The following is a 20,075-nucleotide window of genomic DNA, read 5'->3' on the forward strand; positions in this document are numbered from 1 at the left end:
GCATTGCGCCCGGAAGCGGGGCTAAGCGCGCGGCGCACCGGCCGGGTGATGCCCCGGTCATGACCCCCTGCCGGGCGGCTGCCTGGCGCTGACCCACCGAGGCCCCATGTCCACTCCGCTGTCCAACCTCGCCCCGATCCCGGAACTGTTCGTCTCGTTCGATTCGGCCCAGAAGCTGAAGCACGAGGCGGGCAACCTGTTGTCCTGGGACCTTACCCCCCGGCAGATCTGCGATCTCGAGCTCTTGATGAACGGCGGCTTCAACCCGCTCAAGGGCTTCATGACCGAGGCGGACTATAACGGCGTGGTCGAGACCATGCGCACCGCCGATGGCTCGCTGTGGCCGATCCCGATCACCCTGGACGTCAGCGAGAAGTTCGCCGGGACGGTCGAGCCGGGGCAGGACATCGCGCTGCGCGACCAGGAAGGCGTGATCCTGGCCATCCTGTCGGTGACCGACAAATGGGTGCCCAACAAGGCGCGCGAGGCCGAGATGGTGTTCGGCGCCGACGATCTGGCGCATCCGGCGGTGAACTACCTGCACCATTCGGCCGGCCCGGTCTATCTGGGCGGCCCGATCACCGGCATCCAGCAGCCGGTGCATTACGATTTCCGCGGCCGCCGCAACACCCCGAACGAGTTGCGCGCCTTCTTCCGCAAGATGGGCTGGCGCAAGGTCGTGGCGTTCCAGACCCGCAATCCGCTGCACCGGGCGCACCAGGAACTGACCTTCCGCGCAGCGCGCGAGGTGCAGGCCAACCTTCTGATCCATCCCGTCGTCGGGATGACGAAGCCGGGCGATGTGGACCACTTCACGCGCGTCCGCTGCTACGAGGCGGTGCTGGACAAGTATCCGGCCGCGACCACGACGATGAGCCTTCTGAACCTGGCGATGCGCATGGCAGGCCCGCGCGAGGCGGTGTGGCATGGCCTGATCCGCAAGAACCACGGCTGCACCCACATGATCGTGGGCCGCGACCACGCGGGCCCCGGCAAGAACAGCGCGGGCAAGGATTTCTATGATCCCTATGCCGCCCAGGAGCTGTTCAAGGCGCATGAGGCCGAGATCGGCATCACCATGGTCGACTTCAAGCACATGGTCTATGTGCAGGAAAAAGCGCAATATTACCCGGCGAACGAAGTGCCGGAGGGGTCCACCGTGCTGGACATCTCGGGCACCGAACTGCGCCGCCGCCTGCGCGAGGGACTGGACATTCCGGAGTGGTTCAGCTTCCCCGAAGTGGTCGCGGAACTGCGCCGCACCTCGCCGCCGCGGTCTCAGCAGGGTTTCACCGTGTTCTTCACCGGCCTGTCGGGCTCGGGCAAGTCGACCATCGCCAACGCGCTGATGGTCAAGCTGATGGAGATGGGCGGGCGCCCCGTGACCATTCTTGACGGCGACGTGGTGCGCAAGCACCTGTCGTCGGAACTCGGCTTCAGCAAGGAACACCGCGACATCAACATCCGCCGCATCGGCTATGTCGCGTCGGAGATCACCAAGAACGGCGGCATCGCGATCTGCGCGCCGATCGCGCCCTACACCTCGACCCGCCGCGCGGTGCGCGAGATGATCGAGGCCTTCGGCGCCTTCATCGAGGTGCATGTGGCAACCACCGTCGAGGAATGCGAAAAGCGCGACCGCAAGGGCCTGTACAAGCTGGCCCGCGAAGGCAAGATCAAGGAATTCACCGGCATTTCCGACCCTTACGAGGAACCGGTGAACCCCGAGCTGCGGCTCGATACGGAAGGCACCGATGTGGACTTCTGCGCGCAGCAGGTGCTTCTGAAGCTGGAAAGCATGGGGCTGATCAGCGGGCGCTGACCGGTCCGGCGGCCATCGCAAACGGAAAGGCCCGGGGGTGCATCCCCCGGGCCTTTTCCCTTGCCGGCAGGTCAGTGCGCGCTGACCGGCACCATCTCGTTCTGGCGCGCCAGCACGAAGGCCATGTCGCGGTCGCGCACCAGCGCAAGGCGGGCGCCATCGGGGCGGTGAACGGAATAGAGCGTGTGCAGGCCAAACCCCTCGGCCTGCGTGCGCAGGTCGTCGGGAAGATCGGCCACCGCCACGGGGCGCACATAGACGATGTTGTCCTGCCCGCCCGGCAGATTGTCGAATTTCGTATCCATGGCTTGCCCCTCCTCAGGTCTTGCGCCCCGGACCGCCGGGTCGTCCGGCGATCGGGATCGTCTGCACCACCGGTTCCGGCACGGCGCGCCGCAGGTCGATGCCGAGCAATCCGTGCTCCAGCGCGGCACCCGCCACCTCGACCCCCTCGGCCAGCACGAAGGCGCGCTGGAACGCACGGCCCGCGATGCCGCGATGCAGGTACATGCGCCCCGCGTCCTCGTCGGGCTGGCGGCCGCGCACGACCAGTTGCCGATCCTCGACCGTGATCGACAGGTCTTCCTCGCGGAACCCCGCGACGGCCAGGGTGATGCGATAGGCGTTGTCGGCCACCGCCTCGATGTTGAAGGGGGGGTAGCCCTCGGTCGCGGCCTTCGCGGTGCGTTCGACCAGGCGTTCCAGCTGTTCGAACCCCAGAAGGTAGGGATGGGCCCCAAAGCTCAGTTTTGTCATCTGCGATGTCCTTGAACAAGCGACACGACGGCAGGGCCCCGCGTTCGGCAGCCCGCCGCATCAGATATGGGGCGCGCGGCGAGACGGCGCAAGTGGAGGCCGCGACCCTTGAAATGCCCCGCAGGCGCACCGATTCTTGGATGCGGTCCGATGGGCGGCGCTATACTGCCCGGACAGACGGAACGGCGACTCACCCGATGGCAGGCAGATGAACGCACCCTCCGAGATGGACTTCGACGAGATGCTGCGCGTCAAGCTGGCGGTGCTGCGACGCGAGCACCGCGATCTGGACGAGGCGATCCGGGCGCTGGAGGCGACGGTGATGCCCGACCAGCTGATGCTGCGGCGGCTGAAGCGGCAGAAGCTGGCACTCAAGGACCAGATCGTGAAGATCGAGGACCAGTTGATCCCCGACATCATCGCCTGACGTCCCGTCGAAGGCCCTTGCCCCCATCCGGCAGCCCGCTAGAGTGCGCCGCCTTATGCAAAGGGGGCGGGAATGGCAGTTGTAGGCATCATCATGGGGTCGCAATCCGACTGGCCCACGATGAAGGATGCCGCGCAGGTGCTGGACGACCTGGGCATCGCCTACGAGACGCGGATCGTCTCGGCGCATCGCACGCCTGACCGGCTGTGGGACTACGGCCGGACCGCCGTGGCGCGGGGGCTGAAGGTGATCGTGGCGGGTGCCGGGGGCGCGGCGCACCTGCCGGGCATGATGGCGTCGAAGACCCGGCTGCCGGTCATCGGCGTGCCGGTCCAGACCCGCGCGCTGGCAGGCGTGGACAGCCTCTATTCCATCGTGCAGATGCCCCGCGGCTATCCGGTGGCGACCATGGCGATCGGCGGCGCCGCCAATGCCGGGCTGATGGCGGCGGCGATCCTGGCGCTGTCCGATCCGGCGCTGGCCGACCGGCTGGATGCGTGGCGCACGGCGCTGTCGGCCGCGATCCCGGAGGAACCGCAGGATGAATGACCGCCCGACCGGCCCGGTCGGCCTGCTGCCCGGCGCGACCGTGGGAATCCTGGGTGGTGGCCAGCTGGGCCGGATGCTCGCCGTCGCAGCCAGCCGCCTCGGCCTGCGGGCGGCCGTGTTCGACCCCGATCCCGCAGCCCCGGCGGGCCATGTCGCGCGTCATGTCTGCGCCCCCTGGACCGATGCGGACGCGCTGGCGGAGTTCGCGAGCGGCGTCGATGTGCTGACCTTCGAATGGGAAAACGTGCCGGGCCCGGCGCTGGATGCCGTGGCAGGGCGCGCACCGCTGCGCCCAGGCCGCCGCGCCATCGAGGTGGCGCAGGACCGGATCGCGGAAAAGACCTTCCTGAACGGTCTGGGCCTTGCCACCGCGCCCTGGGCCGCCGTGACCGATGCCGCGACGCTGGCCGAGGCGCTGGGCCGGATCGGCACGCCTGCGATCCTCAAGACCGCGCGGCTGGGCTATGACGGCAAGGGGCAGGCCCGGATCATGACGCCCGACGCGGCACCGGAGGCCTTGGCGGCGATGCAGGGGGCAACCGCCGTTCTGGAGGGCTTTGTCGCCTTCGACCGCGAGGTGTCGGTGATCGCGGCACGCGGCCCTGACGGATCGGTCGCGGCCTATGACCCGGGCGAGAATGTCCATCAGGGCGGCATCCTGCGCACCACCACCGTGCCTGCCCGCCTGTCGGCGACGCAGCGCAGCGACGCGGTGCTGATCGCCGCGCGCATCCTGAACGCGCTCGACTATGTGGGGGTTCTGGGGGTGGAACTGTTCGTCACGCCTGGCGGGCTGCTGGTGAACGAGATCGCGCCGCGCGTGCACAACTCGGGGCACTGGACGCAGAACGGCTGCACGGTCGACCAGTTCGAACAGCATATCCGGGCCGTTGCGGGATGGCCGCTGGGCGATGGCGCGCGCCATGCCGACGTGACGATGGAGAACCTGATCGGCGACGATGTCGCACGGCTGCCGGGGTTGCTGCGCGATCCGGCGGCGGCGCTGCATCTTTACGGCAAGGCCGAGGCGCGGCCGGGCCGCAAGATGGGGCATGTCAACCGGCCGGTCCCGCGCCGCTGAGCCGTCTCAGCGGCAGACCACCGCGCTGCCGGTGAAGGTGCAGACCGGGTCGCGCCGCCCGGTGCTGTCCTGACGGCGGGGGGCGGCGGTGCCTGTCGCGGCACGGGGGGGCGCGGGGGCCGCAACGGGGCAGGCCCCGTCGGGCTCTTCCAGCAGGCCGCGCCAGACGGCCTCGGTCGGATCGGCGGGATCGGGCGGGGGGGTGCCCCGCGCCTCGTGAAACCGTGCGAGCGCCCGGCGCGATCCCGGCCCCCAGTCGCCATCGACGGCCTGGCAGTAGAACCCCATGCGCCGCAATTCGGCCTGGACGGCGCGCGGCAGGTCGTCCGGCACCGGCGGCAGGGCTGCGGTGTCGGGCGGCGTGGCGGTCGGCGACGGCAGCGCGGCAAAGGTCGGCAGCGCGGGTTCGGCAGGCGGCGGGGGCGCCACGGCGGGGACATCGTCGGTGGGGTTCAGGATCGTTTCGGACCCGACGATCTCGAACACCGGCGCGGCGGCGGCGGGCTGCACGAGCTGCAGGGCCTCGGCGCCCGGGGCGATGCGCGCCCAGGGAACCTGCCGCCCCGCGCTTGCCGCCGAGACCACCACGACGACCTGCTGCACCAGCGCGTCCAGCCGCTGACCGGGCCGCCCGAGATGGGCAACCAGCGCCGCCGCCAGCGCGCCGCCCGCGCCGTCTGGCACCGGCGCGATGGCGCCGGGTTCGGCGGCGAGGATGACCGCGCCACCCGGCGGCGGATCCACCGGCACCATGCCGCCCGCCCCGACGCCCAGCCGACGCGCCGCTGCGGCCACCGGCGATGGCCGGGCGGCATCGATCCACATCACCAGCGGGCGCCCGGCAAAGGCATCCGTCACCTCGGACAGGGCCAGCGTCTCGTCGGCCAGCGCGGCGGCCTGGCTCAGCTGTGCCTCGGCCGGCACCAGACGGTTTGCGGCGCCCAGCGTGATCGCATGACCGGCGAAGTACAGCACCGCCGGACGATCCCGGTCGCCGGTCTGGCCCAGCGCCTGCACGGTCGCCCGCAGCACGGGCAGCGACACGTCGGTCAGAAGCGTGACGCCGAAACCCGCATCGCGCAGGCGTTCGGCCACGGCGCGGGCGTCATCATGGGCCGAGGGGACATCGGGCAGGTGCAGGTGATCGGCATTGCCGACAACCAGCGCCACGGGCTGCGCCGCCGGCGGCGACGCGGTCATCACCGCCAGCCAGAGCGCCGCGGCGATCGCCGCCACCCGATTCCCTGCCCGCCCGATCACCCCACGCCACCCCGTTCCGCCAGCCCGGCGGCAGGATAGCCGCCCCATCCCGCCCGCGCCAGCACGGGGTTTGCCGCGCACGCAGCTGTCATCCGGCCGGCCTGCCGCGGCGCGGCGTGCAGGCGCGGGGGTTGCGGCCGCCCGGAAATCGGGCGCCAGCCGACCGAAGCGGCGCATTTTTCGGCAGCCCTGCCCGGCGGCAGGCGACGCAGCGCGACCGGCCTTGAACCGCGGCCATGTCGCGCCCGAGTGTCTGAACATGAGTTGGCGGCTAGGGTTCCGGCATCCGCGAGGATGCGACTGGTCCGAGAGCTGCCACCGCCGGGGGAGACATCCCCGCGCGGTGCACGGCGGGACAAAAACCCGGGAGACCTCGTAAAGCCAAGGGATTGGCGGCACGACGGTCCGCTATTCCCCCAACATGCGAAAGGGATAGCGATGATGATCACCCGCAGACCGCTGCTCGCCGCGACGGCCGCCGTGTGCGCCCTGTTCCTGGCCGGATCCGTGCAGGCGCAGGCCAGGACCGACTTCAGGGTCGCCTGGTCGATCTATGTGGGCTGGATGCCCTGGGGCTATGCCGCAGATGCCGGCATCGTCCAGAAATGGGCCGACAAATACGGCCTGACCATCGAGGTCACGCAGTTCAACGACTATGTCGAATCGATCAACCAGTACACGGCGGGCGCCTATGACGCGGTGACGCTGACCAACATGGACGGCCTGTCGATTCCCGCGGCGGGGGGCGTGGACACGACGGCGGTGATCGTGGGCGACTTCTCGGCCGGAAACGACGCCGTCATCCTGAAGGACGGCGCGACGCTGGCCGACATCCGTGGCCGCAGCGTGAATCTGGTGGAGTTCTCGGTCTCGCATTACCTGCTGGCGCGCGCGCTCGACACGGTGGGCATGACCGAACGCGATGTCGCGGTGGTGAACACCGCCGACCCCGACATGGTGGGGGCGTTCCAGACACCCGAGGTCACCGCGATGGTCACCTGGAACCCGATGGTGTCGGAAATCGTGGCCCTTCCCGGCGCCACCAGCGTCTTTGACAGCGCCCAGATCCCCGGCGAGATCATCGACCTGATGGTCGCAAACACGCAGGTGCTGGCCGACAATCCCGATTTCGGCAAGGCGCTGGCGGGCATCTGGTATGAAACCGCCGCGCTGATGGTGTCGGACACGCCCGAGGGCGCGGCGGCACGGGCGGCCATGGGGGTGGCTTCGGGCACCGACCAGGCGGGATTCGAGGCACAGATGGCGGCGACGCGGCTGTTTGCCGATCCGGCCGAGGCGGTCGCCTTCGTCGCCTCGCCCGATCTGGGAACGACGATGGACAAGGTGCGACTGTTCCTGTTCGACAAGGGACTGCTGGGTTCGGGCGCGGCCTCGGCGGATGTGATCGGGATCGAGCTGCCCGGCGGCACGGTGCTGGGTGATCCGGCCAACGTGAAGCTGCGCTTTTCCGACATCTACATGAGACAGGCCGCCGACGGCGCGCTCTGACCGGACGGGCGGCGATGCGGTGGATCAACGCGGCGCCGTCACGGCAGGCACGGCTGGCGCTGGCCTGCCTGCCCTTTGCCCTGCTGGTGCTGGCCTATCTGGTGGGGTCGGCGGTGCGGCTTGCGGAGAATCCGGCCGACAAGCTGCTGCCGTCGCTGGCCGCGCTGGCCGATGCGGTGGACCGTATGGCCTTCACGCCCGATCCGCGCACCGGCGCCTACCTGCTGTGGACGGATACGCTGGCCAGCCTGGTGCGCCTGGGGGCGGGCCTCGGGATCTCGGCGGCCGTCGCCCTGCTTGCGGGGCTGGCGATCGGGGTGCTGCCGGTGGCGCGCGCCGCGCTGGCACCGTTTGTCACCTTCCTGTCGATGGTGCCGCCGCTGGCCCTGCTGCCGATCCTGTTCATCGTCCTGGGGCTGGGCGAGACGTCCAAGGTCGCACTGATCGTGATCGGCGTCGCCCCCATCCTGACGCGCGACCTGGCGCTGGCGGTGCTGGCCCTGCCCCGCGAGCAGATTGTCAAGGCCGAAACCCTGTCGGCCTCGACCTGGCTGATCGCGCTGCGGGTCGTGCTGCCGCAGGCCCTGCCCCGGCTGATCACCGGCCTGCGGCTGCAACTGGGCCCCGCGTTCCTGTTCCTGATCGCGGCCGAGGCGATATCGGCGGATGCGGGGCTCGGCTACCGCATCTTCCTGGTGCGCCGCTATCTGTCGATGGACGTGATCTTTCCCTATGTCGCCTGGATCACCCTGCTGGCCGTGCTGGCCGATGTCGCACTGGATGCGCTGCGGCGGCGGGCGTTTCCCTGGTCGGAACTCGAGGGGCGGGGATGACCGGGCTGAGCGTGCAGAAGCTGTGGAAGGAGTACGGCGGCCAGGTCGTCCTGGAAAACGTCACGGTCGAGGTGGCGCCGCGCTCCTTTCTGGCGCTCGTCGGCCCCTCGGGCTGCGGCAAGACCACCTTCCTGCGGATGCTGCTGGGGCAGGAACGCCCGACACGGGGCCGCATCCTGCTGGACGGGGCGCCGCTGCCGGGCGAACCGGGACCGGATCGCGGTGTCGTCTACCAGCGCTATTCGGTGTTTCCGCATCTGACGGTGCTGGGCAACGTCATGCTGGGGCCGGAACTGCGGGCGTCCCGCCTCCTCGGTCGGCGCTTCGGGGCGGCGCGGCGGGCGCTGGCCGAGGATGCGCGGGCGATGCTGGCCGAGGTGGGTCTGGCGGGGGCCGAGACGAAGTATCCCGCGCAGCTGTCGGGCGGCATGCAGCAGCGGCTCGCGCTGGCGCAGGCGCTGATGATGCGGCCGCGCGTCCTGCTGCTGGACGAACCCTTCGGCGCGCTGGATCCCGGCATCCGCTCCGAGATTCACGCGCTGATGCGGCGGCTGTGGCACACCTGCGACATGACCGTCGTCATGGTCACCCATGACCTGCGCGAGGCCTTCACCCTGGCCACCCGCATCGTCGCCTTCGAGCGCCCGCGCGACCGCCCCGAGGAACGGATGCGCTACGGCGCCACGATCACCCGCGACATCGCCATCTGGCCGCCCCGCGTGGCCGGTCGGCGCACCCCCTATGACAGCGATTTCCAGCCCGGCCGGGACGACCCGGCCCTTGATGCGGCGGCTGCCGGGACGGCCCGGTAACCCGAGGATGCCATGATCCACACCCCCCGATCCCCGCAACAGATCGTCGCCGACCGCGCCCGCTACGAGGAGCACCAGCGGCGCGGCCTGGAATCTGCGCCCCGGGCGTTGCCCGCCGCCAGCCCCCGCCCTGCCCCGGCCGCCGACCCCGGCCGCATCCTGCAGCGCGAGGACATCGCGGGCGGCTGGTACTGGACGACCGCGCTGCGGGCGGGCGAGGTGCTGCGGGTCGCGGGGGCGCCCGGCACATCGGTGTCGCTGGCGGCCTGGGCGGCGCGCGACACCTCCGAACGCATGAACCTGCCCGATACCGTGAAGGTTCAGTGGACGACCGACCTGCGCCGGGGCCGGGTGATCTTTTCGGACATGGGGCGCGTGATGCTGTCGATCACCGAGGACAGTTCGGGCGCCCATGACGTGCTGACCGGCGGGTCCGGCGCATCGCCTCCGGGCACCCCCGGCCGGCGCAGCACGCGCGACAACATGATGCTGGCCGCCGCCAAGCTGGGGCTGGACCGGCGCGACCTGCCGATGCTGCTGACCCTGTTCGCCCCCGTCCGGGTCGATGCCGACGGGCGTCTCGGCTGGCGCGGCGCCCTGCTGTCCGGCGATGACTGGGTCGACCTGCGGGCCGAGATGGACCTTGTCCTGGCCCTGTCGAACACCCGCCATCCGATGGACCCCGCCACGGGCGCGGTTCCCGCCGTCACCGCCCTGCGGCTGGCCGCCGTTCCGGTGCCTGCCGACGACCTGTGCCGCACGGCGACGGCCGAGGCCATCCGGGGCTTCGAAAACAACGCCCGCGCCTGACGGAGGACCCGATGGAACAGGTTCACGACATTCCCGCCGAACGCCCCTGGTCAGGACTGGTGCGCAAGGGCCAGACCATCCGCATCATCGACAGCCACGGCCAGCAGGCCATCGACACGATCTTCTACAATGCCCATGACCACGACGAACGCTATTCGGCGCAGGACACGATCCGCGAGGGCGGCGCGGCCTATATCACGACGGGCACCCGGATCATGTCGTCCGAGGGCCGGGTGATGCTGACCGTCACGGCCGACACCGCCGGGCGGCATGACACCTGCGCGGGCTGTTGCTCGTGCGAATCGAACACCGTGCGCTTCGGCCATGACACCCGATACCTTCACGCCTGCCGCGAGAACTTCATCCTGGAACTGGCACGGCACGGGATGGGCAAGCGCGACATCGTCGCCAACATCAACTTCTTCATGAACGTGCCGATCAGCCCGAACGGGGCCATGACCATCGATGACGGCATCTCGGCCCCCGGCGACCATGTGGAACTGCGGGCCGAGATGGACGTCCTCTGCGTCATCTCGAACTGCCCGCAGATCAACAACCCCTGCAACGGGTTCGATCCGACGCCGATCCGCGTCATCATCCGGGACTAGGCCGATGTTCGACAGGGTTCTGGTCGCCAACCGGGGCGAGATCGCCCTGCGCGTGATCCGCACGCTCAGGCGGATGGGCGTCGGGTCGGTCGCGGTATGGTCCGATGCCGACCGCTTCGCCCCCCATGTCGCGGCTGCCGATGCCGCGGTGCGGCTGGGCCCCGCCCCTGCCGCCGAAAGCTATCTGGATGCGGACGCGGTGATCGCGGCCTGCCGCGCCACCGGCGCGCAGGCGGTGCATCCGGGCTACGGCTTCCTGTCCGAGAACGCCGATTTCGCCGAACGGCTGGCCGACAGCGGCATCGTCTTCATCGGACCCCGTCCCGACCATATCCGCGCCTTCGGCCTGAAGCACACCGCGCGGGATCTGGCGCGCGCGGCGGGGGTGCCGCTGCTGCCCGGGTCCGGCCTGCTGGCCGATGCCGATGCGGCGGCGCAGGCGGCGATGCAGGCGGGCTATCCGGTGATGCTGAAAAGCACTGCCGGGGGCGGCGGCATCGGCATGCAGCTTTGCGCCGACGAGGCGGCACTGCGCGCGGCCTTTGCCACGGTCCGGCGGACCGCGGCGGCCAGCTTCGGGGATGCGCGGGTCTATCTGGAACGCTTCGTCGCGCAGGCCCGGCATGTCGAGGTGCAGGTGTTCGGCGACGGCGCGGGCCGTGTCATGGCACTGGGGGAACGCGACTGTTCGTTGCAACGCCGCAACCAGAAGGTCATCGAGGAAACCCCCGCCCCCGGCCTTCCGGCCACCCTGCGGGCAGACCTGCACCGCGCCGCAGTCGGGCTTTGCGCGTCGGTCGGCTACCTGTCCGCCGGAACGGTCGAGTTCCTGCATGACCCGCAGCGGCAGGAGGTCTATTTCCTCGAGGTCAATACCCGTCTCCAGGTCGAGCATCCGGTGACCGAGGCGGTGCTGGGCATCGACCTGGTGGAATGGATGGTCCGGCAGGCGGCGGGCGAGGCGGTGCTTCCCGATGCGCCGCCCGAACCGCAGGGTGCGGCCATCGAGGCGCGGCTTTACGCCGAGGCGCCGCACGCCGGTTTCCGCCCCTCGGCCGGGCGGCTGACCGAGGTGCGCTTTCCCGATGGCGTGCGCGTCGACGGCTGGATCGCCACCGGCACCGAGGTCAGCGCGCATTACGACCCGATGCTGGCCAAGATCATCGTCCACGGCCCCGACCGCCCCTCGGCCATCGCCGCGCTGCGGGCGGCGCTGCGCGACACGCAGGTGGCGGGCATCGCCACCAATCTCGACTATCTGCGGGCCATCGCGGGGTCGGACGTGCTGGCATCCGGGCGCGTATCCACCACGGCGCTGCGCGACTTCGCCTTTGCGCCGCGCGGGATCGAGGTTCTGGTGCCCGGGCCGCAGACGACGTTGCAGGAATTGCCGGGGCGGCTCGGACTCTGGCATGTCGGGGTGCCGCCCTCGGGGCCGATGGACCCGCGGGGGTTCCGCAACGCAAACCGCCTGCTGGGCAACCCGCCGGACACGGCGGCGCTGGAGATGACCGTGTCGGGGCCGACGCTGCGCTTCCTTTCGCCGGCGCGCGTGGCGGTCGCGGGCGCCCGCATGCGGCTGGTGCTCGACGGCGCGGCGGTCGGCGGCCCGGTGGTCGATGTGCCCGCGGGTGCGGTGCTGGCCATCGGCGCCATCGATGGTCCGGGGCAGCGTGCCTATCTGGCGGTGGCGGGCGGCCTTGCCGCGCCGCAGGTGCTCGGCTCGCGGGCCTGCTTCGCGCTGGGGCAGTTCGGCGGCCACGGCACCGGACCGCTCAAGACCGGCGACCTCCTGTCGCTGGCCGACGCCCCGACCGGCCCCCCCGCACCGCAGGAGCCCGCACCGCTGGGGCATGACTGGGACATCGCGGTGGTCTACGGCCCGCATGGCGCCCCCGATTTCTTCCGCGATGCCGACATCGCCACGCTGTTCTCGGCCCCCTACGAGGTGCATTTCAACTCTGCCCGCACCGGCGTGCGGCTGGTCGGCCCCGCACCCGCCTGGGCCCGGCCCGATGGCGGCGAGGCCGGGCTGCATCCGTCGAACCTGCACGACAACGCCTATGCGGTGGGCGCGATCGACTTCACCGGCGACATGCCGATCATCCTGGGGCCGGACGGGCCAAGCCTCGGCGGCTTCGTCTGCCCTGCCGTGGTGACCGATGCGGACCTGTGGAAGGTCGGCCAGTTGCGCCCCGGCGACCGCGTGCGGTTCCACCCCGCCCCCCGCCCGTCCGACCCCGTGGCGGGGCCGGCGGTGCAGACGGCGGGATCGCCCGTGCTCTGGCAGGGCGGGGCCGGCGGCACCCCGGTGACCTACCGGCGGCAGGGCGACGCCAACCTGCTGGTGGAATACGGCACGATGACGCTGGACATCGCGCTGCGGCTGCGCGTGCACCTGCTGATGCAGGCGGTGCAGGCGGCGGGGCTGCCGGTGATCGACCTGACACCGGGAATCCGGTCGCTGCAGCTGCACTACGATCCCGCCCGCATCGCCCGGCCCGACCTGATCGCCGAACTGGCGCGGATCGAGTCCACGCTGCCCGACGCGGCCGAGGTCACGGTGCCCAGCCGCACCGTCCACCTGCCGCTGTCCTGGAATGATCCGCAGGCCGAACTGGCGATGCGCAAGTATCAGGACCTGGTCCGCCCGAATGCGCCATGGTGCCCGTCGAACATCGAATTCATCCGCCGCATCAATGGCCTGCCGGACGAGGCGGCGGTGCGGCGGATCGTGTTCGACGCCGACTATCTGGTGATGGGGCTTGGCGATGTGTATCTCGGCGCACCGGTGGCGACGCCGGTCGATCCCCGGCACCGGCTGGTGACCACGAAGTACAACCCCGCCCGCACCTGGACGCCCGAGAATGCGGTGGGCATCGGGGGGGCCTACATGTGCATCTACGGGATGGAGGGGCCGGGCGGCTACCAGCTGGTCGGGCGGACGATCCAGGTCTGGAACACCTGGGCGGCCCGGGGACCGTTCCGCGAGGCGCCATGGCTGCTGCGGTTCTTCGACCGCATCCGCTTCTATCCCGTCGACGCGCAGGATCTGGCCGAGGCGCGCGCCGCCTTTCCGCACGGCGCCTGGCCGGTGCGCATCGAACAGGGAACGTTCCGCTGGGCCGACGAACAGCGCCGGATGCTGGCGGATGCAGGTGACATCGCGGCCTTCAAGACCCGCCAGCAGGCCGCCTTCGAGGCCGAGCGCCAGCGCTGGAAAGAGGCCGGGCTGGATACGTTCGTGTCCGACGAGGGGCCGCCCGCCCCTGCGGGCGGCGTGCCCGCCGGGCTGACCGGGGTCGAAAGCCCGGTGCCCGGAAACCTGTGGAAATATCTCGTGGCCGCCGGGGAACGGGTGGCATCGGGCGACCGCATCGCCATTGTCGAGTCGATGAAGATGGAAATCGCCGTCCACGCCCCCGCCGCCGGGCGCCTGACCGAGCTTCGCGCGGTGCCGGGGCGCTCCCTTCGCGCGGGCGACATCCTTGCCGTGATGGAGACCGAATGATGCTGCCCGCCATGCTGACCCTGCCCGCCCTCGACGCCGCCTATGCGGCGGGCGCCACGCCCCTGGACATGGTGGAAGAGGTGATCGCCCGACGCGCCGCCCTTGCCGCGCGGGATCCGGCGGTGTTCATCACCGCTACCCCCGACGGCGACCTGCGCGCCGCCGCGCGGGCGCTGATGGCCGGGCCGCGCGACCTGCCGCTCTGGGGCATTCCCTTTGCGGTCAAGGACAACATCGACGTGGGCGGGCTGCCCACCACCGCCGCCTGCCCGGCCTATGCCTATCTGCCGGGCGGCGACGCCACCGCCGTTGCCCGGCTGCGCGCGGCGGGCGCGATCGTGATCGGCAAGACCAACCTCGACCAGTTCGCCACCGGGCTGAACGGCACGCGGTCGCCCTACGGCGCGCCGCGCTCGGTGTTCGACCCCGACCATGTGTCCGGCGGCTCGTCCTCGGGCTCGGCGGTGGCGGTGGCGGCCGGGCTTTGCGCCTTTTCCCTCGGCACCGACACCGCCGGCTCGGGCCGGGTGCCCGCCGCCTTCAACAATCTCGTGGGGGTGAAGCCCACCCCGGGCCTCGTGCCGAACACCGGCGTGGTGCCCGCCTGCCGGTCGGTCGATGTGATCACCGTCTTTGCCGGAACGGTCGCCGATGCCGCCGCCGTCCGCCGCGTGATGGACGGGCTGGACCGCGCCGATCCGTTCTCGCGCCCGGCCGCGCCCGTCGGGCTGCCACCCCGCCCGCGCATCGGCATCCTGACCGGCGCCGAGCGTGCGTTCTACGGCAACACCGAGGTCGAGGCGCTCTATGACGCGGCCCTTGCCCGGGCCGAACGCCTGGGCGCAACGCTCGTGCCGTTCGACTATGCCCCATTCCGCGAGGCGGCGTCGCTGCTTTACGACGGTCCCTGGGTGGCCGAGCGGCTGGCCGCGGTCGAGGGGTTTCTGGCCACCAACGCCGCGGATTTCGACCCCACCGTCCGCAGCATCATCGAGGGCGCGCGGACGCGCACGGCGGTCGAGGCATTCCGCGGGCGCTACCGGCTGGAAGAGCTGCGGCACGCGGTTGCGCCGGTCTGGGAAGCGGTCGACCTGCTGCTGCTGCCCACCTCGCCCACCACCTGCCGCGTCGACGAGATGCTGGCCGATCCCGTCGCCCGAAACAGCCAGTTCGGACGCTACACCAACTTCGCGAACCTGCTGGGATACGCCGCCATCGCGGTGCCTGCGGGGTTCGGGCCCTCGGGCCTGCCCGCCGGTGTCACGCTGGTCGGGCCCGCCTTCAGCGACGACGCCCTGGTGCCCTTCGCCGCCGCGATGCATGCCGCCGCGGCCTGCGGCATGGGACACGACCGTTCGGCGCCCCTGCCCCCCGCCCCGGCGCCCGAAATCCCCGACGGCATGATCCCGATCCTTGTCGTCGGCGCGCATCTGTCGGGCATGCCGCTGAACGGCGAGCTGACGGGGCCGGGCGGGGTGCTGGTCGGCGCGGCGACCACCGCACCCGGCTATCGCCTCTATGCGCTGCCCGGCACCGTGCCCGCGAAGCCGGGGATGATCCTCGATCCGGCCTTCTCCGGCCCCGGCATCGCGGTCGAACTCTGGGCGCTGCCGCCGGCCGCCTTCGGCGCCTTCGCGGCCCGCATCCCGGCGCCGCTGGGCCTCGGCAAGGTCACGCTGTCCGACGGCCGGGCCTTTCCCGGCTTCCTGTGCGAGGCGCATGCCGTCGCGGACGCGGTCGAGGTCACGTCCTTCGGCGGCTGGCGGGCCTGGCTGGCCCAGGGGGCGGCATGACGCGGCTGTGGCGGTTCCTGTTCGCGGTCCTTGCGGCCCGCGCACGCGGCATGGGCCTGCCGGTCCCGCCGGTCACTGATAGCGCGCGTCCAGTTCCCGCCCCATCTGCACCGCGAACTTCGCCGCCGCCACCGGCAGCGCCCGCCCCCGCAACTGGCACAGATACAGCCGGCCCTCCGGCACGTCGCGCACATCCACCGGGCGCGACACCGTCGGTCCCGCCAGCCCGTCCGGCGGCAGGCCGATCGGAATCTGGAAGGTGACAAGCCGTTCCTGCGCCGGATAGAGGCGCAGGAACTCGAAATTGTCGCTTTCCAGCACGACGGGCAGCCGCACCGAGGATTTCACCAGCGCCAGGTCGATCAGGTGGCGCACGCCATACTGTGCGGTGGGCAGGCCGACCGGCCATGCCGCGCAATCGCGCAGCCGCACCACCGGCCGCAGCGACAGCGGGTGGTCGGCCTGCATCACCGCATGGATCGGCTGTCGCGCCGCAGCCAGGATCTGGACCTCCGACAGGCGGACCGGCTCGAAGATCAGCGCGATGTCGGCGGCATGTTCGATCAGCGCGGCCTCGGCCGCCGCGCGGTCGCGCACCCTGACCTCGAAGGTCACGCCCGGATGCTCGCGGCGATAGCGCCCGATCTCGGCCGGCAGGAAGAACGGCAGCAACGCCTGCGAACAGGCGATCGACACATGCCCGCGCCGCTCGCCGGCAAGATCGGCGATCTGGCTCTGCAGTTTGGCAAAGTCCGATGCCTGGCCACGCAGGTAATGGATCATCAGCTCGCCCGCCGTCGACAGCCGCACGCCACGCGGCAGCCGTTCGAAGACCGGCACGCCCAGCTCGGCCTCCAGCGCCAGCACGCGCCGGTTCAGCGCGGTCGAGGTCAGCCCCAGACCCTCGGCCGCCTTGCGGATCGACCCGGCGCGGGCCACCGCGTCGATGAACTGCAGGGGGGTAAGCTGGCGCATCCGGACCCCGACCTAGTGCTGCAATATTTGCAGCGATCTGCTGCATTCTTAGCAGGAGACAGCATCGGTTCAAGGCCGCAACGTGACTCGCAAGATTCGCCGCCGCACCGCAGCATCCGCATTCCGCACCCTGTCCGACGAGGTAGCCCATGATCCGCCGCCCTTCCCTGTCCCTGCCGCCCCTGTCGCGCCGCCGCTTCCTGTCGGGCGCCGCCGCGCTGACCGGGGCCGCCACCCTGTCCGGCCTTCCCCTGCCCGCGCGGGCGCAGGCCGGGCTGACCGTGGGCTTCATCTATGTCGGGCCGAAGGATGACTTCGGCTACAACCAGGCCCATGCCGAAGGCGCGGCGGCGGTCAAGGCGATGGCCGGCGTGACGGTGGTCGAGGAAGAGAACGTCGCCGAAACCATCGACGTGCAGAAGTCGATGGAATCGATGATCAACCTCGACGGCGCGTCGCTGATCTTCCCCACCTCCTTCGGCTATTTCGACCCCCACATCCTCGCCGTGGCGCCGAAATACCCCGAGGTGCGGTTCCAGCACGCGGCGGGCCTGTGGTCGGCCGACAAGCATCCGGCGAACGTCGGCAGCTACTTCGGCTACATCGGCATGGGACAGTACCTGAACGGCATCGCCGCCGGCCACACGACGAAGACGAAGAAGATCGGCTTCGTCGCCGCCAAACCCATTCCGCAGGTCCTGCTGAACATCAACTCGTTCCTGCTGGGCGCCCGCGCGGTCGATCCGGCGATCACCTGCCAGGTCATCTTCACCGGCGAATGGTCGCTGGCGGTGAAGGAGGCCGAGGCCACGAACGCGCTGGCCGACGCGGGCTGCGATGTCATCACCTGCCACGTCGACGGCCCCAAGGTGGTCATCGAGACGGCGGCGGCGCGGGGCTGCTTCGTGTGCGGCTACCACGCCAACCAGTCGGCGCTCGCGCCCGAGAAATACCTGACCGGCGCAGAATGGAACTGGGCAGGGGTCTATACCGGCATGGTGCAGACCATGCTGGACGGCGGAACCATCGAAAACTTCGTGCGCGGCGGCCTGACCGAAAGCTTCATCAAGATGTCGCCGCTCGGCCCCGCCGTGCCCGACGCGGGCCGCGCCCAGTTCGAGGCCACGATGGCCGAGATCATGAAGGGCGGCTTTGCCGTCATCAAGGGACCGCTCAGCGACAACGCGGGCAACGTGATCCTGTCCGAGGGCCAGGCCCAGGTGGAAACCGACATCGCGCTGGAAAGCATGGGCTATCTGGTCGAGGGCGTGCTCGGCTCGACCTCGTGACGGAAGGGACGGGCCGATGGCGGACAACGCGGTGATCACCCCCGGCATGACGGCCGAGCCATGGCTGGCCATCCTTGCCCGGCGGTCCGAGGCGCTGGCGATCCCGCTCGGCGCGCTGCTGGTCGGCTTTGCGGCCTTCAGCCTGTTCCTGCTGACGCAGGGCAAGTCGCCCGCGCAGTTCTTCGGCTACGTCTGGCAGGGCGGCTTCGGCTCGGCCTTCTCGCTGCAGAACACGCTCAGCCGCACCGCGCCGCTGCTTCTGGCGGCGCTCTGCGTCGCCCTGCCCGCGCGGCTGGGTCTCGTGGTCATCGGCGGCGAGGGCGCCATCGCCCTCGGCGGTGTCGCGGCGGGCGCGCTTGCCCTGCCGCTGGCCGGAATGCCGCCCGCCATCGCCATGCCCGCCATGGCGCTGGCCGCCATGGCCGTCGGCGCCGTCTGGATCGGCGCGGCGGGCGCGCTGCGCCACTGGCGCGGGGTGAACGAGACAATTTCCAGCCTGCTGCTGGCCTACATCGCCCTCGCCCTGATGAACCATCTGGTCGAGGGCCCGCTGCGCGATCCCGCCAGCCTGAACAAGCCGTCCACCGCCCCCGTCCCCGAACCGCTGCGCGTCGGCAACCTGCCGGGCATGGACGTGCACTGGGGGCTGGTGCTGGGCATCCTCGCCTGCATCCTCTGCTGGGTGCTGATCGAGCGCACGACCTGGGGCTTTGCCGCGCGCATCGCCGGGGCGAACGTGCGGGCCGCGCAGGTCCAGGGGCTGCCCGTCGGGCGGCTGATCCTGGGCTTCACCGCGCTCGCCGGGGCCATGGCCGGGCTTGCGGGCTATTTCGAGGTGACGGCGGTCCATGGCGCGGCCAACGCCTCGCTGGCCTCGGGCTATGGCTACACCGGCATCCTCATCGCCTTCCTCGCCGTCCACAACCCGCTGGCGATCATACCGGTCGCCATCCTGCTGGCCGGCTTCGAGGCGTCCTCGGGCCTGATCCAGCGGCGCATGGATCTGCCGGATGCCACCGTGCTGGTGCTGCAGGGCTTCGTCTTCGTCTCGATCCTGCTGTCCGACACGCTGCACGGGCGCCTGCGCATCTTCGCCCCCGACCGCTGGAGACGGTGATGGACCAGGACCTTGGCCTCTGGGCGGTGCCCATCGCGATCCTCGGCGGCGCCATCCGCGTCTCGACCCCCTTCCTCTTCGTCTCGCTGGGCGAGGTGCTGACCGAACGCTCGGGGCGCATCAACCTCGGGCTCGAAGGCACGCTCGTCTTCGGTGCCATGGCGGGCTATGCGACGGCGGTGCTGACCGGTTCGCCCTGGGCGGGCGTCGCGGTGGCGGCGGCGGCGGGCGCGCTGTTCGGGCTGCTGCACGGGGTGATCTGTTCGCTGCCGCGCGTCAACGACATCGCCATCGGCATCGCGCTGATGCTGTTCGGCACCGGCCTCGCCTTCTACTTCGGCAAACCCTACGTCCAGCCGGTCGCGCCCGACCTGCCCGCGATCCCCTTCGGCTGGTGGTCCGACCTGCCGCAGCTGCGTGCCGCGCTGAACGTCAACGTGCTGTTCCTGGTCGGCATCGTGCTGGCCGTCGCGATGGCCTGGATGTTCCGCTCGACCCGCATCGGCCTGATCCTGCGGGTGGTGGGTGACAGCACGGATGCCGCCCGCGCCATGGGCCTGCGCCCTGCCGTCATCCGCACGGCGGCCACGGCGGCCGGGGGCGCCTTCGCCGGGGTGGGCGGCGCCTATCTGTCGCTCTACTACCCCGGCAGCTGGAACGAGGGGCTGTCGTCCGGCCAGGGGCTCATGGCGGTGGCGCTGGTGATCTTCGCCCGCTGGAATCCCGTCGCCTGCTTCTGGGCGGCGCTGCTGTTCGGCGGGGCCGGCGCGCTGGGCCCCGCGTTGCAGTCGGTCGGCGTCACCTCGGGCTACTACCTGTTCTACGCCGCCCCCTACGTCCTGACCCTGGGCGTGCTGATCGCCACATCCTCGACCACGCGGGCCATCTCGGGCGCGCCGGGCGAGCTTTCCATCACCAAGTGA

General features: G+C 70.8%; 18 protein-coding genes. 14 read left to right on the forward strand and 4 right to left on the reverse strand.

Annotated features, from left to right (window positions below):
* The first annotated feature begins 106 nt into the window (after positions 1–106).
* Positions 107–1,822, forward strand: coding sequence for a bifunctional sulfate adenylyltransferase/adenylylsulfate kinase (locus KF887_15095; protein ID QYK40720.1), 1,716 nt, complete (start codon positions 107–109; stop codon positions 1,820–1,822).
* 71 nt (positions 1,823–1,893) lie between these two features.
* Here KF887_15095 and KF887_15100 read toward each other — a convergent pair whose 3' ends face one another.
* Entirely contained in the window at positions 1,894–2,127 is a 234-nt protein-coding gene (locus KF887_15100) for a DUF1150 family protein (protein QYK40721.1), read from the reverse strand.
* A gap of 13 nt (positions 2,128–2,140) precedes the next feature.
* Entirely contained in the window at positions 2,141–2,578 is a 438-nt protein-coding gene (locus KF887_15105; protein ID QYK40722.1) for an Hsp20 family protein, read from the reverse strand.
* A gap of 208 nt (positions 2,579–2,786) precedes the next feature.
* Here KF887_15105 and KF887_15110 point away from each other — a divergent pair, with 208 nt between their 5' ends.
* From KF887_15110 to KF887_15120, 3 genes are all read left to right on the forward strand, one after another.
* Positions 2,787–3,005 (forward strand): DUF465 domain-containing protein, encoded by a 219-nt coding sequence (locus KF887_15110; GenBank protein QYK40723.1) that lies wholly within the window; start codon positions 2,787–2,789, stop codon positions 3,003–3,005.
* Between the two features lie 72 nt (positions 3,006–3,077).
* Entirely contained in the window at positions 3,078–3,554 is a 477-nt protein-coding gene (purE, locus tag KF887_15115) for a 5-(carboxyamino)imidazole ribonucleotide mutase (GenBank protein QYK40724.1), read from the forward strand.
* On the forward strand, positions 3,547–4,635 hold the full coding sequence (locus KF887_15120; GenBank protein ID QYK40725.1) for a 5-(carboxyamino)imidazole ribonucleotide synthase: 1,089 nt from the start codon (positions 3,547–3,549) through the stop codon (positions 4,633–4,635). The genes purE and KF887_15120 overlap by 8 nt, the downstream gene beginning before the upstream one ends.
* Positions 4,636–4,641: 6 nt before the next feature.
* Here the strand turns inward: KF887_15120 and KF887_15125 are convergent, their stop codons facing one another.
* A complete protein-coding gene (locus KF887_15125) occupies positions 4,642–5,871 on the reverse strand; it encodes a hypothetical protein (GenBank protein QYK40726.1) in 1,230 nt (409 codons plus the stop codon).
* Between the two features lie 462 nt (positions 5,872–6,333).
* Here KF887_15125 and KF887_15130 point away from each other — a divergent pair, with 462 nt between their 5' ends.
* From KF887_15130 to atzF, 7 genes are read left to right on the forward strand one after another with little or no spacing between them, the layout of a single operon-like run.
* A complete protein-coding gene (locus KF887_15130) occupies positions 6,334–7,404 on the forward strand; it encodes a putative urea ABC transporter substrate-binding protein (GenBank protein ID QYK40727.1) in 1,071 nt (356 codons plus the stop codon).
* A 14-nt stretch (positions 7,405–7,418) separates the two neighbouring features.
* Positions 7,419–8,237 (forward strand): ABC transporter permease subunit, encoded by an 819-nt coding sequence (locus tag KF887_15135; protein QYK40728.1) that lies wholly within the window; start codon positions 7,419–7,421, stop codon positions 8,235–8,237.
* The gene (locus tag KF887_15140) at positions 8,234–9,049 is read left to right on the forward strand and encodes an ABC transporter ATP-binding protein (GenBank protein QYK40729.1); all 816 of its coding nucleotides are present in this window, start codon (positions 8,234–8,236) and stop codon (positions 9,047–9,049) included. Before KF887_15135 ends, KF887_15140 begins: the two co-directional genes overlap by 4 nt.
* 15 nt (positions 9,050–9,064) lie before the next feature.
* Positions 9,065–9,859, forward strand: a complete 795-nt coding sequence (locus KF887_15145) for a DUF1989 domain-containing protein (GenBank protein ID QYK43600.1) — start codon at positions 9,065–9,067, stop codon at positions 9,857–9,859.
* Between the two features lie 11 nt (positions 9,860–9,870).
* Positions 9,871–10,467 (forward strand): urea carboxylase-associated family protein, encoded by a 597-nt coding sequence (locus KF887_15150; GenBank protein QYK40730.1) that lies wholly within the window; start codon positions 9,871–9,873, stop codon positions 10,465–10,467.
* Between the two features lie 4 nt (positions 10,468–10,471).
* The gene (locus KF887_15155) at positions 10,472–13,978 is read left to right on the forward strand and encodes a 5-oxoprolinase/urea amidolyase family protein (GenBank protein ID QYK40731.1); all 3,507 of its coding nucleotides are present in this window, start codon (positions 10,472–10,474) and stop codon (positions 13,976–13,978) included.
* On the forward strand, positions 13,978–15,771 hold the full coding sequence (gene atzF / locus KF887_15160; protein ID QYK43601.1) for an allophanate hydrolase: 1,794 nt from the start codon (positions 13,978–13,980) through the stop codon (positions 15,769–15,771). The genes KF887_15155 and atzF overlap by 1 nt, the downstream gene beginning before the upstream one ends.
* Positions 15,772–15,843: 72 nt before the next feature.
* Here the strand turns inward: atzF and KF887_15165 are convergent, their stop codons facing one another.
* On the reverse strand, positions 15,844–16,746 hold the full coding sequence (locus KF887_15165; GenBank protein ID QYK40732.1) for a LysR family transcriptional regulator: 903 nt from the start codon (positions 16,744–16,746) through the stop codon (positions 15,844–15,846).
* A gap of 149 nt (positions 16,747–16,895) precedes the next feature.
* Here KF887_15165 and KF887_15170 point away from each other — a divergent pair, with 149 nt between their 5' ends.
* From KF887_15170 to KF887_15180, 3 genes are read left to right on the forward strand one after another with little or no spacing between them, the layout of a single operon-like run.
* Positions 16,896–18,035, forward strand: a complete 1,140-nt coding sequence (locus KF887_15170; protein QYK40733.1) for a BMP family ABC transporter substrate-binding protein — start codon at positions 16,896–16,898, stop codon at positions 18,033–18,035.
* A 16-nt stretch (positions 18,036–18,051) separates the two neighbouring features.
* Positions 18,052–19,152: an ABC transporter permease gene (locus tag KF887_15175; protein ID QYK40734.1), complete on the forward strand. Its 1,101-nt coding sequence runs from the start codon at positions 18,052–18,054 to the stop codon at positions 19,150–19,152.
* On the forward strand, positions 19,152–20,075 hold the full coding sequence (locus tag KF887_15180; protein ID QYK40735.1) for an ABC transporter permease: 924 nt from the start codon (positions 19,152–19,154) through the stop codon (positions 20,073–20,075). Before KF887_15175 ends, KF887_15180 begins: the two co-directional genes overlap by 1 nt.

Source organism: Paracoccaceae bacterium (assembly GCA_019454225.1).
In the GTDB taxonomy this organism is placed as follows: domain Bacteria; phylum Pseudomonadota; class Alphaproteobacteria; order Rhodobacterales; family Rhodobacteraceae.

Coding starts and splice junctions, on each gene's coding strand:
- KF887_15095 (QYK40720.1), top strand. CDS start 107: ATGTCCACTCCGCTGTCCAACCTCGCCCCGATCCCGGAACTGTTCGTC.
- KF887_15100 (QYK40721.1), bottom strand. CDS start 2,127: ATGGATACGAAATTCGACAATCTGCCGGGCGGGCAGGACAACATCGTC.
- KF887_15105 (QYK40722.1), bottom strand. CDS start 2,578: ATGACAAAACTGAGCTTTGGGGCCCATCCCTACCTTCTGGGGTTCGAA.
- KF887_15110 (QYK40723.1), top strand. CDS start 2,787: ATGAACGCACCCTCCGAGATGGACTTCGACGAGATGCTGCGCGTCAAG.
- purE (QYK40724.1), top strand. CDS start 3,078: ATGGCAGTTGTAGGCATCATCATGGGGTCGCAATCCGACTGGCCCACG.
- KF887_15120 (QYK40725.1), top strand. CDS start 3,547: ATGAATGACCGCCCGACCGGCCCGGTCGGCCTGCTGCCCGGCGCGACC.
- KF887_15130 (QYK40727.1), top strand. CDS start 6,334: ATGATGATCACCCGCAGACCGCTGCTCGCCGCGACGGCCGCCGTGTGC.
- KF887_15135 (QYK40728.1), top strand. CDS start 7,419: ATGCGGTGGATCAACGCGGCGCCGTCACGGCAGGCACGGCTGGCGCTG.
- KF887_15140 (QYK40729.1), top strand. CDS start 8,234: ATGACCGGGCTGAGCGTGCAGAAGCTGTGGAAGGAGTACGGCGGCCAG.
- KF887_15150 (QYK40730.1), top strand. CDS start 9,871: ATGGAACAGGTTCACGACATTCCCGCCGAACGCCCCTGGTCAGGACTG.
- KF887_15155 (QYK40731.1), top strand. CDS start 10,472: ATGTTCGACAGGGTTCTGGTCGCCAACCGGGGCGAGATCGCCCTGCGC.
- atzF (QYK43601.1), top strand. CDS start 13,978: ATGCTGCCCGCCATGCTGACCCTGCCCGCCCTCGACGCCGCCTATGCG.
- KF887_15165 (QYK40732.1), bottom strand. CDS start 16,746: ATGCGCCAGCTTACCCCCCTGCAGTTCATCGACGCGGTGGCCCGCGCC.
- KF887_15170 (QYK40733.1), top strand. CDS start 16,896: ATGATCCGCCGCCCTTCCCTGTCCCTGCCGCCCCTGTCGCGCCGCCGC.
- KF887_15175 (QYK40734.1), top strand. CDS start 18,052: ATGGCGGACAACGCGGTGATCACCCCCGGCATGACGGCCGAGCCATGG.
- KF887_15180 (QYK40735.1), top strand. CDS start 19,152: ATGGACCAGGACCTTGGCCTCTGGGCGGTGCCCATCGCGATCCTCGGC.